The 24144-nt window shown below is 43.0% G+C and carries 20 protein-coding genes; 12 read left to right on the top strand and 8 right to left on the bottom strand.

Going from position 1 to position 24144, the window contains the following annotated elements; genetic code table 11:
* Positions 1-31 precede the first annotated feature (31 nt).
* Together Q4533_RS02715 and Q4533_RS02710 are read right to left on the bottom strand one after the other, a co-directional pair.
* The gene (locus tag Q4533_RS02715; RefSeq protein WP_102438432.1) at positions 32-997 is read right to left on the bottom strand and encodes a L,D-transpeptidase family protein; all 966 of its coding nucleotides are present in this window, start codon (positions 995-997) and stop codon (positions 32-34) included.
* 206 nt (positions 998-1203) lie between these two features.
* On the bottom strand, positions 1204-2130 hold the full coding sequence (locus Q4533_RS02710) for an LpxL/LpxP family Kdo(2)-lipid IV(A) lauroyl/palmitoleoyl acyltransferase (protein WP_303501765.1): 927 nt from the start codon (positions 2128-2130) through the stop codon (positions 1204-1206).
* 103 nt (positions 2131-2233) lie between these two features.
* On the opposite strand from Q4533_RS02710, the gene hldE reads away from it, so the two are divergent.
* The 3 genes from hldE to Q4533_RS02700 are packed head-to-tail and all read left to right on the top strand — an operon-like array spanning position 2234 to position 4749.
* Positions 2234-3664 carry a bifunctional D-glycero-beta-D-manno-heptose-7-phosphate kinase/D-glycero-beta-D-manno-heptose 1-phosphate adenylyltransferase HldE gene (gene hldE, locus Q4533_RS02705; protein WP_102438437.1) on the top strand — a complete coding sequence of 477 codons (1431 nt, stop codon included), beginning with the start codon at positions 2234-2236 and terminating at the stop codon, positions 3662-3664.
* Positions 3585-3848: a pentapeptide repeat-containing protein gene (locus Q4533_RS19670; protein WP_368389870.1), complete on the top strand. Its 264-nt coding sequence runs from the start codon at positions 3585-3587 to the stop codon at positions 3846-3848. Before hldE ends, Q4533_RS19670 begins: the two co-directional genes overlap by 80 nt.
* 7 nt (positions 3849-3855) lie before the next feature.
* Positions 3856-4749, top strand: a complete 894-nt coding sequence (locus Q4533_RS02700) for a hypothetical protein (protein ID WP_368389869.1) — start codon at positions 3856-3858, stop codon at positions 4747-4749.
* A gap of 106 nt (positions 4750-4855) precedes the next feature.
* Here Q4533_RS02700 and Q4533_RS02695 read toward each other — a convergent pair whose 3' ends face one another.
* The 5 genes from Q4533_RS02695 to Q4533_RS02675 form a co-directional block, all read right to left on the bottom strand.
* Positions 4856-6208 carry a MipA/OmpV family protein gene (locus Q4533_RS02695; protein WP_102438473.1) on the bottom strand — a complete coding sequence of 451 codons (1353 nt, stop codon included), beginning with the start codon at positions 6206-6208 and terminating at the stop codon, positions 4856-4858.
* A gap of 173 nt (positions 6209-6381) precedes the next feature.
* Positions 6382-7398, bottom strand: coding sequence for a sensor domain-containing diguanylate cyclase (locus tag Q4533_RS02690; protein ID WP_102531996.1), 1017 nt, complete (start codon positions 7396-7398; stop codon positions 6382-6384).
* A gap of 203 nt (positions 7399-7601) precedes the next feature.
* A complete protein-coding gene (locus Q4533_RS02685) occupies positions 7602-8981 on the bottom strand; it encodes an NAD(P)(+) transhydrogenase (Re/Si-specific) subunit beta (RefSeq protein WP_076540751.1) in 1380 nt (459 codons plus the stop codon).
* 5 nt (positions 8982-8986) lie between these two features.
* Entirely contained in the window at positions 8987-9262 is a 276-nt protein-coding gene (locus tag Q4533_RS02680; RefSeq protein ID WP_102438475.1) for an NAD(P) transhydrogenase subunit alpha, read from the bottom strand.
* 5 nt (positions 9263-9267) lie between these two features.
* Complete coding sequence (locus tag Q4533_RS02675; protein WP_102438441.1) at positions 9268-10461, bottom strand: Re/Si-specific NAD(P)(+) transhydrogenase subunit alpha; 1194 nt, start codon at positions 10459-10461, stop codon at positions 9268-9270.
* A gap of 341 nt (positions 10462-10802) precedes the next feature.
* Between Q4533_RS02675 and Q4533_RS02670 the strand changes: the two genes are divergently transcribed.
* The 4 genes from Q4533_RS02670 to Q4533_RS02655 all read left to right on the top strand — a co-directional run bounded on the left by Q4533_RS02670 (position 10803) and on the right by Q4533_RS02655 (position 17621).
* Entirely contained in the window at positions 10803-12587 is a 1785-nt protein-coding gene (locus Q4533_RS02670) for an assimilatory sulfite reductase (NADPH) flavoprotein subunit (RefSeq protein WP_102438443.1), read from the top strand.
* A 100-nt stretch (positions 12588-12687) separates the two neighbouring features.
* Entirely contained in the window at positions 12688-14379 is a 1692-nt protein-coding gene (gene cysI, locus Q4533_RS02665) for an assimilatory sulfite reductase (NADPH) hemoprotein subunit (RefSeq protein ID WP_303501760.1), read from the top strand.
* Positions 14372-15145, top strand: a complete 774-nt coding sequence (locus tag Q4533_RS02660) for a phosphoadenylyl-sulfate reductase (RefSeq protein ID WP_102519156.1) — start codon at positions 14372-14374, stop codon at positions 15143-15145. Before cysI ends, Q4533_RS02660 begins: the two co-directional genes overlap by 8 nt.
* Before the next feature lie 754 nt (positions 15146-15899).
* Positions 15900-17621, top strand: a complete 1722-nt coding sequence (locus Q4533_RS02655) for a hypothetical protein (RefSeq protein WP_303445974.1) — start codon at positions 15900-15902, stop codon at positions 17619-17621.
* A 125-nt stretch (positions 17622-17746) separates the two neighbouring features.
* Here Q4533_RS02655 and Q4533_RS02650 read toward each other — a convergent pair whose 3' ends face one another.
* Positions 17747-18646: a phospholipase A gene (locus Q4533_RS02650; protein WP_102438451.1), complete on the bottom strand. Its 900-nt coding sequence runs from the start codon at positions 18644-18646 to the stop codon at positions 17747-17749.
* Positions 18647-18884: 238 nt separating this feature from the next.
* Between Q4533_RS02650 and cobA the strand changes: the two genes are divergently transcribed.
* The 5 genes from cobA to Q4533_RS02625 all read left to right on the top strand — a co-directional run bounded on the left by cobA (position 18885) and on the right by Q4533_RS02625 (position 24139).
* On the top strand, positions 18885-19697 hold the full coding sequence (gene cobA / locus Q4533_RS02645) for a uroporphyrinogen-III C-methyltransferase (protein WP_303412026.1): 813 nt from the start codon (positions 18885-18887) through the stop codon (positions 19695-19697).
* A 483-nt stretch (positions 19698-20180) separates the two neighbouring features.
* Positions 20181-21542, top strand: coding sequence for a Na(+)-translocating NADH-quinone reductase subunit A (locus tag Q4533_RS02640; RefSeq protein WP_102438455.1), 1362 nt, complete (start codon positions 20181-20183; stop codon positions 21540-21542).
* Positions 21542-22759 (top strand): NADH:ubiquinone reductase (Na(+)-transporting) subunit B, encoded by a 1218-nt coding sequence (locus tag Q4533_RS02635; protein WP_303501753.1) that lies wholly within the window; start codon positions 21542-21544, stop codon positions 22757-22759. Before Q4533_RS02640 ends, Q4533_RS02635 begins: the two co-directional genes overlap by 1 nt.
* On the top strand, positions 22749-23519 hold the full coding sequence (locus Q4533_RS02630; RefSeq protein WP_102438459.1) for a Na(+)-translocating NADH-quinone reductase subunit C: 771 nt from the start codon (positions 22749-22751) through the stop codon (positions 23517-23519). The genes Q4533_RS02635 and Q4533_RS02630 overlap by 11 nt, the downstream gene beginning before the upstream one ends.
* On the top strand, positions 23519-24139 hold the full coding sequence (locus tag Q4533_RS02625; protein WP_076540771.1) for an NADH:ubiquinone reductase (Na(+)-transporting) subunit D: 621 nt from the start codon (positions 23519-23521) through the stop codon (positions 24137-24139). The genes Q4533_RS02630 and Q4533_RS02625 overlap by 1 nt, the downstream gene beginning before the upstream one ends.
* Positions 24140-24144: the final 5 nt, after the last annotated feature.

Here is a 24144-nt window from a genome sequence, read left to right as displayed (position 1 = left end):
TTATTGTTATTCGCTGCTGGCTATTGAGCGGCTATTCTGAATCGACAGGGTTAACCATGTCTTGGTTTTTTGCCTGTTGCATGCTGTTAATTCGAGTAGGTATACCGGTGCGCTGCTCTAGTAAGCGCTTTAGTACAAATGAGTCAGTGTCAGCATTAGCTACAACAGCAGTAATTTTTTTATTTAAGGTCAATGGAAGTGGCTCAGATGAATCAAATTGCTCTTGGGTCTCAGATAATGGCTGATGCACTTCTAAATAACGATTACCATCGGGCTCAACCGTGGCTTTAATCGGTTGATTAACAAATTGCACTCGGGTGCCAACTGGCACTGTGTTAAATAGATGCTCAATATCATCTTCACGTAACCTGACGCAGCCTTGACTGACGCGCAGGCCAATACCGAAAGAGGCATTCGTGCCATGTATCGCAAATAAATTACCTACATATAAGGCAAACAACCCCATTGGGTTATCTGGACCTGCTGGCCACACATCGGGAAGGGTCTCGCCTCTGGCTGCATAAATTTCGCGGGTACGCTTAGTGGGAGTCCAGGTTGGGTTAGCCCGCTTACGGTAAACCTGAGTCACCCAATTTTCAGGGGTGTCACGGCCTACTTGACCAATACCAATTGGGAGTACTTCAACAATATTGGTGCCTTTTTTATAGTGATATAGGCGCATTTCAGCACTGTTAATCACTATGCCTTTACGCGGTGCATCCGGTAGGATCAACTGATGGGGGATCACTAAGGTGCTACCTGGTTTAGGTAAGTATGGGTCAACGCCTGGGTTGGCTTCAAGCATATTGCTCAGTCCGAGTTGGAACTGATCTGCAATGGCTTCTAGGGTTAATTTACCTTCAGGTACAACATAATATTGATTTTCACCAATTAAACGACTGTCTTTAGCGGGTAAAGCATATTCTACCGCCACCACTTGGACGCTAAACAGCATGGTAGAAACAACAATCAATTTGGCGCAAAAAGACTTAATCATAAGGTGGATGTTTTCCTATGTGAGTGATGATCACAATGGCTTTGGTGAGTGTTATCAGTGCTCCTGCAGAATAAATCTCAACATCTGATGAAAACTTAAACTAAAGTTTCGCTATTTTTATCACTGGATACTTGATCATTTTTGCGCTTATTTCAAGCTATGGTCGTTATCCAGTGATATTTTACAGTTAATATTAACTCTGCTGGCTATTTGTATAAAGAGGGGGTTTCTTTGGTTGGCCGAGTTTTAAAACGGCGATGTAGCCACATATATTGATTACGATTACGATCAATTAATTGTTCAATGATCTTATTGCCACGAATGGCATCTTCGAGCTCATTTTCACCGGGGAAGTTATCAAGTGGCGCTAAAATTTCCATATTGTAACCCGTGTCATCATCATTACGTTCGACAAAAAAGGGTAATACTTTGGCGCGGCCTAACTTCGCCAAGGTGGTAGCGCCAGTAATGGTTGCTGCTTCTGGCACGGCATATAGCGGGATAAATACCGCACTTGAGCGGCCAAAATCTTGGTCGGCGGTATACCAGATCACATCTGGGTTTCTTAAACTTTTTACCATTTTACGTAAATCACGTTTTGGTACTAAGCCTTTATTAGAGCGCAGACGGCCTTTGACTTGTAAGTATTCCATCACGGGATTGTTGTGAGGGCGGTAAACGCCGATCCCCGGTTGGAACTGGCCAAATATTCTCGCGCCCATTTCTAACGGTAAGCAATGCACAGCAAAAAGTATCACGCCTTGACCGTTATCTAAGGTGTTTCGTACATGCTCATCGCCTTTAATGGTCATATGCTGTTGCACTTTTTCATCTGACCACCACCAAGCGTTGATCGTATCGAATAGGGCTTTACCGGTTTCTTCGAAGTTTCTCTTTAGTAGTGCCTCGCGCTCTACTGCTGGCATATCAGGAAAACACAGCTGAAAATTACGTTCTGCAGTATGTCTGCGACTAGCAGCAAATTTCAGAACCAAACGGCCCAAACCTTTGCCTAGTGCCATTTGCCAGCTAAGCGGTAATAGCTGTGTCAGCTTCATAAGAGCAACACCAAACCATAGTGGCCAATGCTTTGGGTGTAACAAATGCGAGGAAAATTGTGCTTTATCTACCACGAGGAACTCATCCAAAAATCAAAATTAGTTGCTATTCTAACTTAATTTTAGAGCAAAATTAGGTACAATCACGGTTTAATATCAGCAAAAGAATAAGTTTACTATGAAGGTATCTCTTCCTGCATTCGAAAAAGCCCGTGTTTTAGTGGTCGGCGATGTCATGCTTGACCGTAATTGGGTTGGCCCTACTGGTCGAATCTCACCAGAAGCGCCAGTACCTGTAGTTAACATCAATCAAATAGAAGACCGTCCCGGCGGCGCTGCTAACGTGGCATTAAATATTGCTGCCCTTGGCGGTCAAGTTGAGCTTGCTGGTATTGTCGGTAATGACGAAAATGCTAAAGCGTTAACCCTTGGTGTTCAAGCCCAAGGGGTTGAACCTCGCTGGTTAACCGTTGCTGATAAACCAACTATTACCAAATTAAGAGTGTTTTCTCGCAATCAACAACTTATCCGCTTAGATTTTGAAGAAAAATACCCTAAAGCTGATAGCGAAAGTTTATTAAATAGCAGTGAAGCGCTGTTAGATAACGTCGATGTATTGGTGTTATCTGACTATGCCAAAGGTGCGATTGACTCGCCAATCGACTTTATTGCTAAAGCCCGCGCTAAAGGCGTAAAGGTGCTGGTAGATCCTAAAGGCAGTGATTTTTCACGCTATCGCGGCGCGACGTTAATCACCCCTAATATGAGCGAGTTTGAAGCGGTTGTGGGCCCAGTAACCAGTGAAGCTGACTTAATCGAAAAAGCCAAAAAGCTGATTAAAGATAACGATTTTACTGCTATTTTGGTGACCCGCTCTGAAAAAGGCATGACGCTGATTAGTCATGATGATGCTGAACTGCATATCCCAACAGTTGCCCGTGAAGTCTATGACGTGACAGGTGCTGGAGATACGGTTATTTCAGCATTAGCAAGTTCGCTGGCAGCGGGTAGCTCGTTAGCACAGGCTTGTTCTATCGCTAATATTGCTGCAGGCGTGGTGGTGGCTAAGTTAGGTACCGCAACAGTAACCCGAATTGAACTCATTGGGGCCTTAGCTTTAAATCAAGGCGAGTCAGGCTTTGGCGTGGTGACTGAAGATCAATTAGCTTACGCCATTGAGCAAGCGCGTCTTCGCGGCGAAAAGGTAGTCATGACCAATGGCTGTTTTGATATTTTACATGCAGGCCACGTAAGCTATCTGCAGCAAGCAAAAGAATTGGGCCATCGTTTAATTGTTGCCGTTAATGATGATGCTTCAGTGAAGCGTTTAAAAGGTGATGGTCGCCCAGTGAATCAAGTTGATCGCCGTATGGCTGTTTTAGCGGGATTAGCGTCAGTTGATTGGGTTATTCCTTTCAGTGAAGATACTCCGCAGCGCGTCATTAGCCGCTTATTACCGGATTTGTTGGTAAAAGGCGGGGACTATAAAGTCGAACAAGTGGCCGGTGGTAAAGAGGTGATGGCTGCTGGTGGTAGTGTCGAAATTCTTGGGTTTGAAGACGGCGTCTCTACCACGGCAATTATTGAAAATATCATGGCTAACAAGTAGTGAATGTTCGGGCACTGTACTTTATGCCCAGTGCCATTTTAAAGAGTGCCATTTTAAAGAGTGCTATTTTAAAGAGTGCCTTTTCAAAGAGTGCCTTTTCAAAGAGTGCCGTTTTAAAGAGTGTTTTTGTAAAGAGTGCCGTTTTAATCTGTACCCTAGTGATCAGTCAGCCATTGCTGGCTGATACTCACTTGCCTTTTCAGATAAAAACCGCACTCGCCCCCACCATCACCCCCTATTACTCAAGCTCATTTAGTTGGATCTCTATTAGTAACAAGCAGGCAATCGTGTGCGATGAAAGCCATTACCCGAACTGCTTGAATGCGTTACCTGTTGAGGTAGTGAACCAATTACCGAGAGACACTCAAATCAGCTCTCATTTAGGTGCTAAAACCGCGATGGTGTTAGCGGTTAATCACCATGATATAGCCGGCATTATTATCGTCAGCACTAAGCTGCCTCTCACCCAATCGATGTCCTCTGTAAATGGGTTGACCTATCAGTTAGCGCTGTTAGAACAATTTAAATTAACCCTATGGCATGAAGTAGGGCATTTAGAGAATATTGCGTTAATCGGCGATGTACTTCCCAGTACGCTGTCTGCCTATCAGCATGAATGGTTGGCTGACATGTATTTAGTGTGGCGTATTGCGCAAACGCACCCTAATTTGGATTTAGCTTGGCAGCAGTTTCATCGCCGTAATATGGATTTGATTAACAATCGACATAATATGAGCCATTGGAGCTCACCGCAGTTGCAATGGTTATTGAGCCAATATCAACTTAAAGACATACAAGAATTTGATCGCTACAGTGACTTTATTGCCACACTATTTCCGCAGTTAGCGCTATTTGATGACACTGAAATTGCTGAAATCTCCAGCCTAGTGCAACGCACATTTGGCCGAGGTGCAACGCTGGCGCTACCTAAATATATATTTTGGCGACAACAACGACTTATTGAGGTTATTTCCCCGACATTAGTCATGTTAATGGGCGAGGATAAGGCCCATAAGTGGTTGGTTGAGCAATTCTCTGAGGCGGCGCAATTAGTCAACAAAGAGGCTGAGCACAATAAGTTATAACTCTGATTAGTACTGTAACCTCGAGCTTAAACGTTATAAAAAAGCGACTAATTAAGTCGCTTTTAAATGTACTAACAATCTGTTTTTTTATGGCAATGTTTTTAAGTTAAAAATGCCACTGCAGATAAACCGAGTTGTAATTGCTGCCACCTTTGATGCGGCCAAAAGCTGAGCTGGTTTCAAAAATCCCTGATCTATGATGAATACTATAACCTAGCCATGCGTTTTTCATTGGGGCGTGGTTGAACACATCTCCCAAGTTAACATCAAATGAAAAGTCTAAGTAATTTAATAGTTTTGAGGGTCGATAATCTTTTTCGTCAAGTTCGCTGCCTTCAATGTAGGTGACATCAGAGACATAAGATAACCCTTCAGCAACCCCGATCCGAAAACGCCAGCCTAAATCTATGGTGTAAAAGGCTTTAACTGCAAGTACACCTTCAGCTAAGTTATCTTGTACTTCAGAGTCATGATGCCAAACAGCACCTGTTGTTAAGTATAAATCAATGGGTAAGTTGAATAAGCTATTACTGAGTGGGATACCATAGAAAAGGGAGGTCATTTGATTGTTGTAACGATCGCCTTTGGCATTCCCGGTTAAAATGTCATTCAAGCTTGAAGGCGTTGCCCAGCCGTGTGCGACTCTTAAAAATTCGCCACTTTCTTTAGGGACTGGATTGGTATTGGGCCTTTTATTATCAGGGAAAAAGCCAAAGCCTAAGAAGGACTCAAATTGATATTGATTTTCAATGGTGGGCAAGTGATAAATATCATCTTCAAGGCGGGTTACCCCAAAGTTACCCAATAGGTATAAATTACTGGCAAGGTGATAGCGAGCATTAACCCCTGCTGAAAAAGCCAATCCAGCACCGGGATCGGCTAGCTCTAAGCCATAGTAATGTTCATTGAAATCGTTGCTTTTCCATTGGAATTCGGCATAAGGATTTAATTGCCAATCACCGCCTTGCCAGTGGTATTGAGTACGAGTGTAACCATACATGCGCTTGTTACCATCACTCATGATGGCAACATCAGCTTCTAGGCCGTCTTTTTGAAAGCGGTATTGAAAACCAAAATCAAAGGCGTCAGATTGGGTTTGATTTTGATATTCTTTAGGGATGTCAACGAACCGAAAACGACTATAAACATTGACTTGATGTTCATCATTTTTCCATAAATGAACCCCGCCCTCTAAGCCATTTAAATAAAAATAATCATTTTCAAATTCAATCAATGGCATGACGTCATAGACATCATCATTTTCAGTGGCATAAGGAATATCAGCTTTACGCACACCAATGCCAACTCCCCAGGTTGATGGGAAGTATTCTACATCTGCATGAGACTCAGCTTTGCTTGGTGGATTAACCGTTTTGGTTTGGTCATTGTCAGCGATGACAGAAAAAGAGCATGTGCTTAAGCAAACAAATGCGGTAAGTAAAGAGGACGTTTTAGGCATAGAGGTTTTACCATTAATCTTTATCAACAATAATTTTTATTACCTAGCAGGATAAGAGGTGGTAAAAAGCTAAGTAAACACTAATTTTTATATTATTTTCAGGATTATAGCATGTAGATATTGGTGAATGTGACAGCGAAAAATTTTAACAGCATTTTTTTAACGCGACATTGCTAGCCTAACTGGTGCATTTTTATTTTGACTGATTGCTGCCAAAAAGAATAGTTATGCTTACCCGATTGCTTTACACCGTACATGGCATTATCTGCTTGCTCGCAAACGTGGGTGAATTGGTCTCGTTGATTAAAACGACTAATACCAATGCTTAACCCCAGTGATAGCGGTTTATCATCTATTGTTTGTAACTGTTTAAAGTGATTGATTAATGCTTCGGCGAACATACTGATAGTCGCGAAGTCTGCAATAGCGGTAATTATCACAAATTCATCGCCACCCAGTCGGGCTATGCTGACCTTGTGTTTAGAAATTAACTTTTGGCAATAATGATTTAGGGTATTGCTTATCTCTACTAACACCAAATCCCCAAAATGATGACCATACCTGTCGTTAACCCCTTTAAAGTTATCGACATCGATAAATAGTAATGTTCCTGATTGGAAATTGGTATTTTTCTGTATCTGCTGGAATGCTGTTTCAATCGCAGTACGGTTTAACAAGTCGGTGAGAGGGTCTTGGTGGGCAAGGCGAGCTAAGTCAAGTTCATAGCGCTTTTCTTGGGTTATATCAATATGAGTGCCCATGATCCTTAAGGGTTGACCATCTGGGGTATATTCCACAATACGTCCCCTGTCTGAAACCCAGCTGGTGGTGCCATTTTTATGGATCATCCGATGAACGGCGCGATAAACCTCTTCTTTACCTGTGAGGTGATCTTCAAAAGCTTTGATGACCCAGTCTTTATCTTCAGGATGTAAATGGCTTTTCCAGCTAGAAATATTTGCCGCTCGCTCTTCGAGGGTATAACCCAGCAATGCGCCCCATTCTTGATTGAAAATGGTCAGATCGCCAGAAGGGATATGTTGCTCCCACAGACACAAGCCTGTGCCATCGAGTGTTGCTGAGAGCTTCTCTTCACACAGCTTTAGTTTCTGCTTAAGTAAATCATTCTCTTGGGTGAGTTGATTTAACTGAGCTGTGAGCTGTTGAATTTGTGAAGCCAATGGGTCCATCTGAGAAAATCATCCTTGTGTTAAAACGAGCTAAAGCTTGAAAAGCAATCGGTATATCCTTTGTACATTTTACTCATAAATTCGTCAAGAATGAGAATGTATGATTATTGATAACTTATTCTCCCAATGATAGAAATGAAGCGCTTATTAATAAAAAGGCCGCTAAGCGGCCTTTTTAGGGGGTATATCTAACATGTTGAAAATTAATCAGCTTCTTTTAAGCTTTGCGTCAGCTCAACAATGCCTTTTTTACCATCACCGAATAACATAAGTGCATTATCCATGGCAAATAATGGGTTAGGTAAACCTGCAAACCCTGGGCTTAATGAACGCTTAATTACCACCACGGTGCGGGCTTTATCGACGTTTAGAATTGGCATACCATAGATGGGGCTACCTTTATCTTCACGTGCCATTGGGTTGGTGACATCATTGGCACCAATGACAATCGCCACATCCGTTTGCGCAAATTGTGGATTAATCTCATCCATTTCAACTAACTGTTCATAAGGCACTTCAGCTTCTGCAAGTAGCACGTTCATGTGGCCAGGCATACGGCCAGCAACAGGGTGAATCGCGTACTTCACATCGACTCCACGCTCTTGTAAAACGTTAGCGAGCTCACGTACTGCATGCTGTGCTTGCGCCATGGCTAAACCGTAACCTGGGACAATAACCACACGTTCAGCGGTTTCTAGCATCATGGCAATTTCATCTGGCGAAGTTGATTTTACTTTACCTGCGTAAATTTCATCTGCATCGACTTTCTCGCCGCCTTCAGCCATCACACCGAATAAGACGTTAAATAATGAACGGTTCATGGCTTTACACATGATTTGTGTGAGGATAATTCCTGATGCACCAACCAGTGAACCTGAGATAATCAATACCGTATTACCTGTAATGAAACCAGTCGTTGCCGCGGCGATACCAGAATAGGAGTTCAGTAGTGCAATAACAACCGGCATATCAGCGCCGCCAATTGGCACCACTAATAACACACCCAAGACCACTGCCACAGCCACTAAAGCATACATTAAGCTGACGTTAGCAGGGTTAATGACTAGCGCAATGGCTAAGCCAAACGCAGTGATCAGCAGCAGCGCGTTAAGGATTTTATTACCTGGGACTTTGATTGGATTACCTGAAATAAGCTCTTGCAGCTTAGCAAAAGCCACAAATGAACCTGAAAGGGTAACTGCACCAATAATAATGGTCGCTCCGATAGAAATTAACGCCACCATGCTAGTAGCTGCAGTCGGGTCAAGGAAACTTGCCGCAGCAATGGCCAGTGAAGCACCACCACCAAAACCATTCAACAGTGCAACCATTTGCGGCATGTCGGTGACTTTAATTTTAGTCGCCATCACTGCACCAATGGTGCCACCTAATAGTACGCCGGCAATGATCCACTCATAGCTAAGAATGCTTTGGTCAAATAGGGTTACCACCACAGCAATAAACATACCCATGGCTGATAATTGGTTGCCACGAACCGCTGTTTTAGGTTTTGTCAGTCCTTTAATACCAAGAATAAACAGGACTGCGGCAACAAGGTAAGCCAAATAAATAATTGTTGTCATTGAGTCTATTTCCTCTTGAACATAGCTAGCATACGGTTGGTGACCATGTAACCACCGACCACATTGATGGTAGCCAGCACTACGGCGATAAAGCCAAGTACATTCACTATCATGCCACCGCCAGAACCTGCTGACAGTAGGGCGCCTACCAGTGAAATACCTGAAATAGCATTCGAACCAGACATTAATGGCGTGTGCAGTGTCGGTGGCACTTTAGTGATCAGCTCAACACCTAAAAATACTGCGACGACAAAAAGCGTCAGTAATAATAGTAAGGTCATATCCATTATGCTTTTTCCTCTACACTGGTGTCAGCTTCAGGCGTTGCTAAAGGCGCAAGACCCAATAAATCTCTTAGGCGAGCACTGGTGACTTCTTTGCCATGGGCAACAACAGTGTCTCTGACGATTTCGTCTTCAAAATCAAGAACCAGTTCACCCTCTTTACTGACGATTAAGTTCAGTAAGTTCTCGACATTTTTACCATACATTTGGCTGGCATGATTCGCTGCAGTGCTAGGTACGTTAGATGGCCCTAAGATCATCACGCCGTTGTGCATAATAACTTCATCAACGCGGGTTAATTCACAGTTACCACCTGATTCAGCCGCTAAATCAACAATGATGGTGCCGTTTTTCATGCCATCAACCATTTCTTTAGTGATAAGCACAGGGGCTTTACGGCCTGGAATGGCTGCAGTGGTAATCACAATATCTTGTTGTGCTAACACATTCGCCATCGCTTGTTGTTGACGCTTTAAAAAGTCATCACTTTGCTCGGTGGCATAACCGCCTTTGGTTTCAGTGTTTTCGGCTTCAATATCAAGCTCAACCGGTTTTGCACCAACAGAAATAATCTGCTCGCGCGCCGCAGGGCGAATATCATAGGCTTCGACAACGGCGCCGAGACGCTTAGCTGTGGCGCAGGCCTGAAGTCCCGCAACACCCACACCCATAATAAAGGCGCGAGTGGGTTTTAATGTCCCAGCAGCTGTCATCATCATTGGGAATAAACGCGGCGCTTTATGGGCGGCGAGTAACACAGCTTTATAGCCTGAAATCGTTGCCATTGATGACAACACATCCATACTTTGGGCACGGGTAATACGTGGAATAAGTTCTAAGGCAATCGCGCTTGCACCCGTGTCAGCAATTGCTTGGGCATTTTGCGGGTTAATCAGCGGGTCCATCATGCCAATCAGCAGTTGCTGAGGCTTGATTAGCGCTTTAATTTCATCGAATTGCTCACCCTTACAGTTCACCACGGTAATGATGTCAGCTTCATTCAGTAGCGCTGCTCGTGATGAAGCAATAGTGGCGCCTACCTTGACATAATCGTCGTCGGTAAAGCCTGCGTTTTGTCCAGCGCCTGATTCTACGATCACTTGTAGCTGTTTTTTTAATAATGCGGTCACATTGGCAGGGATTAACGCAACGCGTAACTCACCTGGGTGACTCTCTTTCGGTAGACCTAATTTCAAAAGGACAACCTCTTAGTTAGTGTAAATAGGGAAGGGTCGGGTCGTGTGAGTATTTAATACAACTTTGTTTTAAATACTCATTTTTTCTAAGTGCCTTTTTATGGTGCACATTTTTTTAGGTGCTTCATTCTGGCAATTATTAGGTTTGAAACAAGTAAATAATGCGCTAAATCACATTTTTACCGAGTTCAGACCCAAAAGTTTGCACTAGACCACACTTTTGTAGCTTAAAAATGCAGCTTTGCATATTCCTTAATGGAATAAAGAATTAACTTTTAGTCTTTTTTGGTTTTAAAGAATCGGAGTAATCTGATGATATTAAACTGTTATAGGGCTCTCCAATGTTGTTAAAAGAACTTTCTTCATTCGCATCGCCATTGTCTCAAGGACAAGTCGACAAGCTAAAACAGCTCACTTCTGAATTATCTGCGGTGCAATTAGCTTGGGTTAGTGGCTATTTGGCTGCATCTTCAAATCAAGGGCAAACAGCAAGTGCGCCAGAGGCTAGTGCAGCGCAAACTGTGACAATTTTATTTGGTAGTCAAACGGGTAATGGTCAAGGTATCGCTAAAGAGTTAGCTGCAAAGGCATCCGCTAAAGGCTTTACGGTTAATTTAAGCTCGATGGCTGATTACAATGTGCGTCAGTTAAAGCAAGAAACCATTTTAATCGCGGTGGTGAGTACCCACGGTGAGGGTGAAGCGCCAGATGATGCTATTGAATTACATAAGTTCCTTGCTTCAAAAAGAGCGCCTAAGTTAGATCAACTTAACTTTTCAATTTTGGCCTTGGGTGACTCAAGCTATGAGTTTTATTGTCAAACCGGTAAAGACTTCAGCGAACGCTTATCTGCTTTAGGTGCAACAGAGTTATTGCCGTTAGTTGAGTGTGATGTTGATTACGAAGAAGCTTCAGAGCAATGGCTTGAGTCGGTAATAACAGCGGTTGAGCCATTAGTTGAAACTAGCAGTGCCAGCGTGGTGTCAATTGATAGCGCCAAAGCGGCGGGTGAAAGCGAATTTACCAAGCAAAATCCTTATGAAGCAGAAGTGTTATTAAGTCAAAAGCTTACTGGTCGTGATTCTGATCGTGATGTTCGCCACGTGGAAATCGATTTAGGCGAATCTGGTATCAGTTATCAAGTGGGTGACGCCTTAGGTATTTGGTTTACCAATAACGAGGCTTTAGTCACTGAAGTGATTAGCGGTTTAGGATTAGACCCGTCAACTGAAGTTGTGGTCAGTAAAAATACCTTATCGCTACAACAAGCATTAACAGATAAAAAAGAGCTAACCCAACTTTACCCGGGTCTTGTGACGGCATGGGCAGAGCTTGCGGGGAATGCAGAGCTTAGCGCGATTGCTGCAGATAAAGAGCAAACTCGCCAGTTTGTATTAGGTCATCAATTAGCTGATTTAATCAGTTTGTATCCAGTAAAAATCGATGCCGCAACCTTAGTAAGTTTATTACGCCCATTAACACCGCGTTTATATTCAATTGCCTCTAGCCAAGCGGAAGTGGAAAACGAAGTGCATTTAACCGTGGCACTGGTTGAAGATGAGCGTGCGGGTCAAGCGCGTTTTGGCGGCGCTTCGCACTTCTTAGCATCTGCAGAAGAAGGTCAGCAAGTTAAGGTTTACGTTGAACCGAATAAGCATTTTCGTTTGCCAGAAAATAGCGACACTCCAGTTATTATGGTTGGCCCTGGCACTGGTGTGGCGCCTTTTAGAGCCTTCATGCAACAACGTGCAGCAGACGGCGTTAACAGCGATAGCTGGTTATTTTTCGGTAATCCGCATTTTGAGCAAGACTTTTTATACCAAGTTGAGTGGCAACAGTACCTAAAAGCGGGTGATTTATCGCGCCTCGATGTGGCTTTCTCACGTGATCAACAACATAAAATTTATGTGCAACACCGGATTGCAGAGCAAGGTGAAGCGATTTGGGCATGGCTACAAAATGGCGCGCATTTTTATATCTGTGGCGATGCAGAGCGTATGGCAAAAGATGTCCATCAAGCCTTACTAGATGTCGCAGTTAAGTATGGTGGTTTAGATGCGCAGGGCGCTGAGGATTACCTTGAAGGGTTGCGCAGTGCGAAACGTTATCAAAAAGACGTTTACTAAATGAATACCGCATGAGTTCGAAATAAGCATAACGAAAATAATATACACGCTGGTGATTTGATATCACCAGCGTCATAAAAGCATCGATAGAGGCCACAGGATGAGTGAGCAAAAGTTAGCAGTAAATGAATATTTAAAAACCGACAGTGATTACCTGCGCGGCACCATTAAAGAAGGCTTAGACACCCAAGTTACCGGTTCGTTTAGTGATGGCGATCAGCAGTTGATCAAATTCCACGGCTTTTATCAGCAAGACGATCGTGATTTACGTAATGAGCGTAAAGAACAAAAACTAGAGCCTTTATACAGTTTCATGTTACGAGCCCGTGTACCAGGTGGTATTTGTAGTCCTGAGCAATGGTTGGATGTGGATAAAATCTCATCAACGCTAACGACATCAAACAGTATTCGTTTAACCACCCGTCAAACCTTTCAATATCACGGCATTCCAAAGCGTAATTTAAAAACGCTGATCCAAGGCCTTGATAGAGCGGCGTTAGATTCTATTGCGGCCTGTGGTGACGTTAACCGTAACGTAATGTGTAACCCAAACCCTGTTGAATCTAAGTTACATCAACAGGCTTATGCAGTGGCTAAAGAGTTGTCAGATCATTTATTGCCTCATACTCACGCCTATGCTGAAATTTGGTTAGATAAAGAAAAGCTGCTTGATACTGAAACTAACGAACCTGTGTACGGTAAAACCTACTTGCCACGTAAATTTAAAATGGCTGTAGCAGTACCCCCAGACAATGATGTTGATGTTTATACCAATGACTTAGGTTTTATTGCCATCGCTGAAGCGGGTGAGTTAGTCGGATTTAATTTAGTTGCTGGTGGCGGTATGGGCTCAACTCATGGTGAAGTGGAAACCTTCCCACGTCTAGCGGATGATTTTGGCTTTATTAAAACTGACGATGTGATTAAATTCGCTGAAGCTGTTATGACAGTTCAGCGTGACTGGGGTAACCGTGTCAATCGTAAGCGTTCACGTTTGAAGTACACCATTGTCGATCATGGCGTTGCAGAATTTAAAGCAGAAGTTGAAAAGCGTGCAGGGGTGAGTTTTGAACCTAAACGTGAGGTAGTGATTGGCGATCGCGGTGACCGTTATGGTTGGGTTCAAGGCTTAGATAACAACTGGCATTTAACCTTGTTCATTGAAAGTGGTCGTATTAAAGATGAACCTGGTCAGACGCTGCAAACAGGCTTAAGAGAAATCGCCAAAATCCATAAAGGTGATTTTAGAATGACCTCTAACCAGAACATGATTATTGCTGGGGTTGCAGAAGAAGATAAAGCTGCGATTGAAGATTTAGCCCGTAAGCATGGCTTTTTTGGCAAGGTTATCAGTCAAACCCGCGGCCATTCAATTGCCTGCGTGGCGCTGCCTACCTGTCCATTAGCCATGGCCGAAGCGGAGCGATATTTCCCAGAGTTTATTGACAATATTGATGCGCTGCAAGCTAAGCATGGTATTAGCGAGCAAGCCATTGTGGTGAGAATGACAGGTTGCCCTAATGGCTGTGCGAGACCGTTCGCAGCCGAAATTGGTTTAGTAGGTAAAGCGCCGGGACGTTATAACTTGTATTTAGGTGCAAGCTTTGAAGGCACACGCCTTAATAAAATGTACAAAGAGAATATTCAAGAAGCTGAAATTTTAGCTGAGTTAGACAGATTATTCGGCTTGTATGTACTTGAGCGTGATGCAGGTGAAACCTTCGGTAACTTTACAGTTCGCTTTGGCATAATTAAAGCCGTGAACGATGCCGCTGTAGATTTTCATGGCTAACGGGTTAGCAACAGAGGTCATTACGATGATTAATCACAATGAGTTGCAAGCACTATTATCAGCTCCCAAGTCTGAGCAAAAAATAGTGCTAGAAAAAGTGAATCGCTTTTTAGCCGATTTAACCGCGCAAGAGCGAGTCACTTGGGGATTAGCTTTTTTGCCTGGCGAACATGCTTTATCGTCAAGTTTTGGTATTCAAGCTGCGGTTATGTTGCATATGGTAAGCCAAGCGCAGACAGATATTCCGGTGATATTGACGGATACAGGATACTTGTTTGCTGAAACCTATCAATTTATTGATGAGTTAACCCAAAGACTAGATTTAAATCTACAGGTATTTCGCGCCCAGCAGTCATCTGCATGGCAAGAAGCCCGTTACGGTAAGCTTTGGGAGCAAGATCTCGAAGGCTTAGAAAAGTATAATCGCATCAATAAAGTGGAGCCTATGCAACGTGCTTTGGCTGAGCTAAATGTCGGCACTTGGTTTGCCGGGCTACGTCGCTCGCAAGCCAGTAGCCGTGAAGCGCTGCCCATTTTAGCTATTCATGGTGATAAATATAAGCTACTGCCCATCATTGATTGGAGTAACAAAGATGTCCATGAATACCTTAGTGAGCATCAACTACCTTATCACCCGCTGTGGGAGCAAGGTTATGTGTCCGTTGGCGATACCCATTCAAGCAAACCCCTAGAGCTAGGAATGAGCGAAGAAGAAACCCGTTTCAACGGCCTAAAGCGTGAATGTGGCTTGCATTACGAAATTTAGGCCAAGGGCGTTTATTAACTCGGTTAGACAAACAAAATATCAGCCTTAGTGGCTGATATTTTTGTCTATACGCCCTTAGGGCGAGCTATTTTATGGCCAATAGCCAATAGCCAATAGCCAATAGCCAATAGCCAATAGCCAATAGCCAATAGCCAATAGCCAATAGCAACTTTTATCTAAACCACCGAATTTTATCGCTTACCACTAAAGTATTACATCTAACGACTGATTTTTTTTAAAGTTGATTTTTTTGTTAATAATTCCCTAAGAAAAGTATGCATATAATATTTTTTAGTTTAAATTAAAAAGTTCCCGTAGATGGTTTTTGTCGACACTTTAGGCGTGTGATTGCACATCAAGTACCTCCAAAAGCCTCGCTCGTGTAAACGAGCTTATGTGATTGGCTTGCTAGCGTAAGCATAATCCATTTGGTTATCTCGGTTAGCCATCATTGGCTAGCCGAGAAACCAACCTTTCATCGATATCGCTATCTTCATGGTTTATTTATCCTATCTTTTTGGCACCTGCTTAACCTTTTATTAGACTTTTAAACCTTATAAACAATTGCTTAACTCGGTTATTGCTTATCAAACCCCAAGCCACTTTTATCGAGGCATTATTTTATTTGCAAATTAAAAGTGTGCTAAGTTATCGCTATGCTTGATCAAATTGAGTTATCGGCATTAACTAAGCATTTACTCTCAAGGAAGAGTGACTTGTTATTACTTACATGTGAATTATGGAGCACAAATAAATGAAAAAACTGGCTATCGCAGTTGCCATTGCCGCTGCTGGTGCAGGCGCATACATGCTATCGAACAACGATGGTGTCACCACAACTGATAACGACATGCTCGCGTATATCCCAGCAGATACCTTACTTTTTTCAGGACAACTCACCCCGTTTCCGTTAGAAGATTATTTGTATTCAATGCCTATGGGGCAAAACGGTGCTGCCCAACTAGAGCAAATTGAGCAGGCTGGCCCATATTCAAGTGCCCAAGAGGGATTTTTTGTCAGTTTATATAAAAGTTATTTAACTAGCCTTGAAGACCCTGAACTGTTTTTAACAACCTTTGGTTTGCCTGCCAAGATTGAGTCATATACCTACACGCTAGGGGCGTTGCCTGTTTTTAAGGTGCAAGTCACTGATGAACAAGCTATTTGGAAAGTATTGGACAAAGCGTCAGAAGAAAGCGGTTTAGCCCACACCACGGCAACCATTGAAGGCCTTGAGTATCGTGCTTATTCACTTATTGATGACGATGAATCGATTGATTTAGTTGTTGCCCAGCAAGATGGCTGGTTAACAGTAACCTTAAATACCTCCTTCAATAAACCAGAATTATTAGCAACGGCGCTGGGATTATCCAAAGTTGATAATCCAATTAGTGACAGTGGCATTGTTGAAGATATCATTAAGACTCATGGTTTTTTAAACGACAGTATAAGCTTTATAAACCATGTGGAATTAGTGAAAGGATTAACCTCAACTGATGGCAATATGCTGGCTAAACAGTTATCTAAATTAGGCGAGTTAGATGGCACTGGCAGTGATCCTTTTGCAGAGTTTAAAACGGCTGAGTGTCAAACAGAGCTTGATGCTATCGCTACAAATTGGCCGCGCACGGTTATGGGCTTAAAAGCATTTAATGTTAGCCGTAAACAAGCGCAGTTTGATGCCCAAATGGTGGTTGAATCTAACAACCAAGTGATATTAGGTGCATTTAATAAAATGCGTGGTTTTATTCCTAGTTTCACTAATAGCCTAACTGACAATGCCATGTCCATAGCACTGGGGCTTGATGCGGCGCAATTAGCACCAGCATTAACTGAAATTTGGCAAGATTTACAAACGCCCAGTTATCAGTGTGAAGCACTAGCGCAAATGCAATATGAAATCAGCGGCCAAAATCCGGCAATGCTTGGCATGATGACAGGCATGGCCAATGGGGTTAAGGGCATGAGTGCCACCATAGTCGACTTTTCGTTAACTGACGAAAATGGTGAGCCTGGCTTTAAGCACCTAGATGCACTGATTAGCTTATCGGCTGAAAACCCAGAAATGCTATTAAACATGATTAAGCCATTTGTGCCTCAGTTAGCCCAAGTTCAACTGGAGACTAATGGTGATCCCATCGATGTGTCTTCATTGCTAATGCTGCCACCTTCAATGGGGGTAAGCGCTCAAATGGCTATTAAAGATCAGCACATTGTGATTTATAGTGGTGATAAAGGTGAGGATTTAGCTAATAAGCTGGCTAAAGAACCGCTGGTCGCTAATGGCTTAGCGAATATGTCGATTGATTATCAAAAAGTGCTGAAACCGGTATTTTCACTCATTGAAGAAAGCGGTGAGCAAGTGCCAGAAGAACTAGAAATGCTCAAAGATTATGACATGCGCATGCAGGTAAACTTGGATATTACCGATAAAGGTATTTCAATCTCTACTCGCGGTGATAGTAAAGCTTACTAAGTTGCTAACAAGCTAGTCGGGTATTGATAACAAAAAAGGTGAACTGTATATAACTGCAGCTTCACCTTTTTTATTGTTTTTATTGTTGTTTTTATGGTTGTTTTTATTGTTTGTGATGGCCTATTTTAAAGAATATCACCAATCGAAACCCCGATCCCAATGCGCTGATTATGATGATTATAGTCAATCATACTTTCGCCATAGCCATTAAAGTACTGGGTATATAAGCGTAAATTGCCTAATATCGGATAGCTCCAAGTAAACTCAATGGAGCCTTTATTTGGGTGTTGTAAATTATTGCGCCCCATTAAGGTAAACATATGCTCATCAAGGCCATAGACGGCTGTTAACTCAAAGTTGCCCATATAGTCTTCAATATCGGGGTTGTCATCACCCTCAGGCGAGCTGGGTGTTGCTTTTTCATCTTCAGGGATCCGCCACCACGCCTTTAGACCTAATGCAAAAGGGCCTCTATCAAATACCATGGTGCCGTAAATTCGATTCCAACTGCGTGAAAGTGAACCAGATTGACCATTAGATTGATGCACAGCCCCTACACCCCAAAACGAATTTGTTAACCCTGCCACTTGCCAGTCATTATTGAATAGCATGAACATTTCCGGTTCATGATTAGTTTCTCTAAAAGGGGAGGAAATTTCTTTATTATAGACTTGCCAGTAAGACTGGTTGGTATAGGCGAAATAGAGGTGGCCATTGTCGCCAAAAACGTTATACCACAGCGGGAATTTAAAGCTTATCTGAAACTTAGCCTCAGCGTTATCGATGACTTCTTCATTGTCGTCATTGGTTGTAAAGTTTGTATATGGGTCAGTGTTAGGGTTGTCATTATAGGTGTATGGCAAAATGTAATTAACTTTATGGGGGGTAATGACAAAGCGCTCCTCTGAAGTTTTAAGCTCGTCTTTTACTCTTTCATCAACGAGTGAGTCTTCAGCTAAAGCCACTTGGCTTACTCCTAAACCAATGGCTGCGCTAAACCATAATCGGATCCATGTTGGTTTCATTAAAAGCTCCCTTTAATTATATTTTTCTAGACTAACACTATGGTTAAAAATGAAAAGTACTGATGATTTGAGCTTGGGCTTTGTATGGTAACTGTGCAGCTAGTTTACCAAGGTTTTTAAATGCCACTTAATAGGTCTCATATAACTAAATGGAATAAAAGCTAAGTATTATCTATTATATATGGAATATATAAAGGGCTATATTTGATGCTAAGTAAACATTGTGGGGTTTTGAAAAATGGAATTGGTTTCGATACCGGGTCAAGGGGCCAAAGGGAAAGTCTGGATAGTCGGTGCAGGGCCTGGAGATGTTGAGCTGCTCACCCTCAAAGCTTATCGGGTGTTAAAGCAAGCCGATGCTGTCCTGTACGATGCCCTCGTTAGCCAAGACATCTTAGATTTAATCCCACAAAGCGCTGAAAAAATTGCTGTGGGTAAACGTGCTGGCAAGCATAGTGCTGGGCAAGATGAAATAAATCAGTTACTGGTGACAAAAGCTTACACTCGCAAAAACGTGGTACGCCTTAAAGGTGGTGATCCGTTTATTTTTGGTCGTGGCGGTGAGGAGCTGCAAACCTTAGCAGAAACAGGGGTTGCTTTTGAGGTTGTCCCCGGTATTACTGCTGCTAGTGGCACAGCTGCTTATGCTGGCATTCCATTAACCCACCGAGATTTTGCTCAAGGAGTGACGTTTATTACTGGTCATTGCCAATTACAAAGTCGGCCGATGGACTGGCAAGGTTATGCAAATCCAAATAATACCTTAGTGGTTTATATGGGCATTTTGAACGCAGAGATTATCCGTGATGGATTAATGAGTAGTGGCCGTGATGGTGATACGCCTGTGGCTATTGTTTCTAAGGCGACGACCGCATCTCAACAGCGCTTTATCGGTAAGTTAAGTGAGTTATCGCAGCTGGCTGCAGATCCTGCTTTGCAAATGCCAGCATTGATGATTATCGGTGAGGTGGTGTCATTGGCAGACAGCCTCAATTGGTTTAATCCTCAAGAGTACTCAGCTGCACCAATTCAGTCTCAAGTGGGTATTTAGCGGATTTGATCTTAAGCTATATTTACCGATAATTTTGACCGCATGAATTTAAATGGCGAAGACGACAGTCTTGGCCATTTTTTGTTTTTAGCTGCTCAGGCTTGCCATTAACATGTTCATTTCATACTTATCCCATATTTGTCATTCTTATTGCTTCAAACTTAATTATTATCTCAGTGCTTACCTAGCAAATTTTGATTTCTGTAATTCTTATACAGCTTTTATTGAGATTAATGTGAACTGTGTCTATGTTAAATTGTGATACATGGGGTAGTTCAGCATTGGGTAGCGTTTTGGATGCTGTTTTTTGTGCTTTAGTTCCTGTTTTGAAATTGAATATCGGTCTTGGTTCAAATTTTTGGTCGAATTTAGGTGTTATTAGTACATTTATTTCACAATTATTTAAAAGGTGTGACCTCAATAGCGGATTTAGTTCACAAATCTATTTATTATGTGGTATCTGAATTTTAAAGGTTACAAGTAATGGCTGGATCCTCAAATCAGGTTATAACAATTAAACGGGGCCTCGATGTGCCTATAGCGGGTGAGCCGCAACAAATAATCGACGTCACAGCAAAGCCAACCAGAGTTGCCATATTAGGCGAAGAGTATGTTGGTTTAAAGCCGACTATGTTGGTTGAAGAAGGTGATATCGTTAAAAAAGGCCAAGCGCTTTTTCAAGATAAAAAGATTGCCGGAGTGACCTTTACTGCCCCTGCGAGTGGCGAAGTGATTGCCATAAACAGGGGCGAAAAACGGGTGCTATTATCAGTGGTGATCCGTTGCGAAGGCGATGAAGCCGTGAGTTTTGCTACTAGCGATGATGTTTTGGCATTATCCCGCGAAGCGGTGCAAACCAATCTGGTTAACAGTGGGTTATGGACGGCATTAAGAACCCGCCCTTTCTCAAAAATTCCCGCGTTAGATACTAGGCCATCGGCAATCTTTGTGACCGCCATGGACAGTAATCCGTTAGCGGCCGATCCTCGCGTGATTATCGCTGAGCAGCCACAAGCATTTGCTGTGGGAATGCAGGCACTAACCCGGTTAACCGATGGTAAAGTGATGCTGTGTCATGATCAAGGTGAGGCGTTACCCGGCCATGATTTAGCTCAAGTTGAGTCATATCAATTTGGCGGCGTTCATCCCGCTGGGCTGGTGGGTACTCATATCCATCTGCTGCATCCAGTAAGTGTTGAGCGGGTAGTTTGGCATATTGGCTATCAAGATGTGATTGCCGTTGGCAAGCTGTTTCAAACCGGTGAGCTATTTAATGAGCGAGTGGTGTCATTTGCTGGACCCAATGTGTTAAAACCAAGGTTACTGCGGACCCAATTAGGGGCAGACTTGGGTGAGCTAGTCGAAAATGAAATTGAAGATATTCACTCACGGGTGGTATCGGGCTCCGTACTTTGTGGCCATACCGCAGTTGGGGTTTATAACTATTTAGGTCGTTATCATAATCAAGTTTGTGTACTAACTGAAAACGCCCGTCACGAGTTATTACCTTGGGTGCGCCGTAATAAAGAAAAGTTCTCACTGACAGGTATCATGATGTCAGGTTTTAGCCGTACTAAAAAACTGTTTGATTTTACCACCCATGCAGGTGGCTCTCCTCGTGCGATGATGGCTTTTGGTCAGCTTGCCCGCGTTATGCCTTTGGATATTTTACCGACCTTGTTGGTGAGAGATCTGGTGGTGCGAGATACCGATGAAGCACAGCTATTAGGCGCTTTAGAATTAGACGAAGAAGATTTAGCACTTTGTACCTTTGTTTGTCCCGGAAAGTATGACTTTGGTAAAGAGTTACGTGCTTGCCTAGATATCATCGAGAGGGAAGGTTAATGAGTCAGCAACAAAAGAAACCGGATCATCAAGATCGCTATTATGCTCATGGCGACTCGATGAAAAGTTACTTGCGATCCTTGTGGATTGCTCGTGGCCGCAGTACCAAAGGTAAAGTGCATGTTCGTGATGCCATTGATGTAAAACGTACCATGCATATTGTGGGTATGTGTTTACTGCCCGCCATATTTTTTGGGATGTACAACCTAGGCTTACAAGCGCAAATTGCCATCATGGCTGGGGCAACTCAACCTGAGGCTTGGCAGGCTGACTTGTTTTCAATGCTGTTTGGCCAGTTAACCGAACAATCAGGTTTTGTCAGCTTAATGGCTTATGGTGCGAGTTATTATGTGCCAATTTACCTAATGACCTTGTTTGTCTGTTTAGTGTGGGAAGTGGTTTTTGCCAAAGTGCGGCGCCAAGAATTACATGAAGGCTTCTTTATTACAGCATTACTGTTTTCTATCATAGTGCCGGTATCGACACCCTTATGGATTATTGCTGTAGGAGTGACCTTTGGGGTTATCGTAGCCAAAGAAATGTTTGGCGGCATGGGTTATAACTTTTTAAACCCAGCGTTAGCCGGTTATGCCTTTATCTATTTTGCCTACCCCACAGAAGTCGCAGCCTTAAGCCAATTTGTTGCTGCTGATGGTTTTTCAGGTGCCACCACCTTAACCCAAGCTGCAGCCAGTCGCGCGAATATGTTTGCCGATGTTAGCTGGATTAGCGCCTTATCAGATCCTGCATGGATAGATGCATTTTTAGGCTTCACTCCAGGCTCTATTGGTGAAACCAGCACCTTAGCTATTTTGATTGGCGGCGGTGTATTGCTGCTAACTCGAGTGGCAGATTGGCGAGTGGTTGCTGGGGTTATGTTCGGCATGATCGCTACAGCAATATTGTTTAACTTAGTTGGACCTGCGAAAAGCTCTATGGCTTCTATGCCGTGGACATGGCATTTAGTTACCGGTGGTTTTGCACTGGGGATGATGTTTATGGCAACCGATCCAGTGACCGCCTCATATACCCGCAGTGGTCGATACGCCTATGGCGCGTTAATTGGCTTTATGACCATACTCATTCGAGTGTTGAATGTGAAATTGCCTGAAGGGATCATGTTGGCGATATTGTTCGCAAATCTATGGGCGCCATTATTCGATTATCTGGTGGCTCGTGCCAACATTAAACGGAGACTAAAACGCCATGGCCTTTAAGAAAGATAGCATAGCTGGCACGATGATTTTTATCATCAGCCTGAGTTTGGTCTGTTCGTTTATGATCACCGGTACCGCTGAAATTTTAAAAGAACGTAAGCTGGTTAAAAAGCGTGATGAAGTGCAGCAGTTTGTATTACGGGCCGCCAATATTGATATCAGCAGCGGCGATTTTAGGGAATTATTTGAACAAAGAGTAAGCCCTAAAATGGTCAATCTAGAGTCGGGTGAGTTTGTTGATCATGACAATCTACTTGATTTTGATGAGCGTATGGCAGCGATAAACCCAGATACATCATCAAAACCTAAAAAAGATACCGCCAAAATTAAAAGCCGTGCGGATAATATCCGCGTATTTGAAGTCTTTGACGCTAATGGTCAATTATCCAGTGTGGTGATGCCCATTTATGGTAAAGGACTGTGGTCGATGATTTATGGTTATTTAGCCCTTAAGCCTGATTTAAATACCGTTGAGAATATTATTTTCTACGAACACGGTGAAACCCCTGGTATTGCTGATTTTGTAACAGATCCCCAGTGGACTGACTTATGGAAAGGTAAGCAGCTATTTGATGATAAAGGCAAAATTTCCATCAAGGTTATCAAAGGCGGTGCTAAAGCTGGCGATATTCACGGTGTTGATGGCGTTAGTGGCGCAACCCGAACGGGCATGGGCATTCAACGTGCGGTTGAATTTTGGTTTGGTGTAGAAGGTTATCAAACCTTTCTTAACCAGTTTGCCACTACGGAGGCGAAATAATGAGTACGACTATCTCAACTAAACAAATTCTGACCTCACCGATTTTTGCCAATAACCCAGTGGCGATGCAAGTGCTAGGGGTCTGCTCTGCACTGGCTGTGAGTAATTCAATGCAAACCGCATTGGTAATGACACTGGCGGTGACCTTTGTTTTAGTGTGCTCCAATGTGATCATTTCGAGCATTCGCAATTTTATCCCTAGCAGCGTGCGTATTATTGCGCAAATGACCGTGATTGCCTCTTTGGTAATTATCGTTGATATGGTGTTGCAGGACGTGGCTTATGAGCTTTCAAAGCAGTTATCTGTATTTGTCAGTTTGATTATTACCAACTGTATCATCATGGGCCGCGCAGAAGCCTTTGCGATGAAATACCCACCGCATTTGGCATTTGTTGATGCGCTAGGTAATGCCATGGGCTACGGGGTGATTTTATTAAGTGTCGCCTTTGTGCGTGAGCTACTAGGACGCGGAACCTTATTTGGCAAAGAGATATTTACCACTATCGAAAACGGTGGTTGGTATCTTGCCAATGAAATGTTCACCTTGCCACCAAGCGCATTCTTTTTGATCGGCGTGATGATTTGGGCGATCAATGTTGTGCAGCGTAAGAGAGGATAATGGCA

This window comes from Shewanella sp. 6_MG-2023, assembly GCF_030547195.1.
Taxonomy (GTDB): domain Bacteria; phylum Pseudomonadota; class Gammaproteobacteria; order Enterobacterales; family Shewanellaceae; genus Shewanella.
The sequence above is the reverse complement of the archived record's forward strand: the minus strand, read 5'-3'. Positions and strand labels throughout refer to the sequence as shown.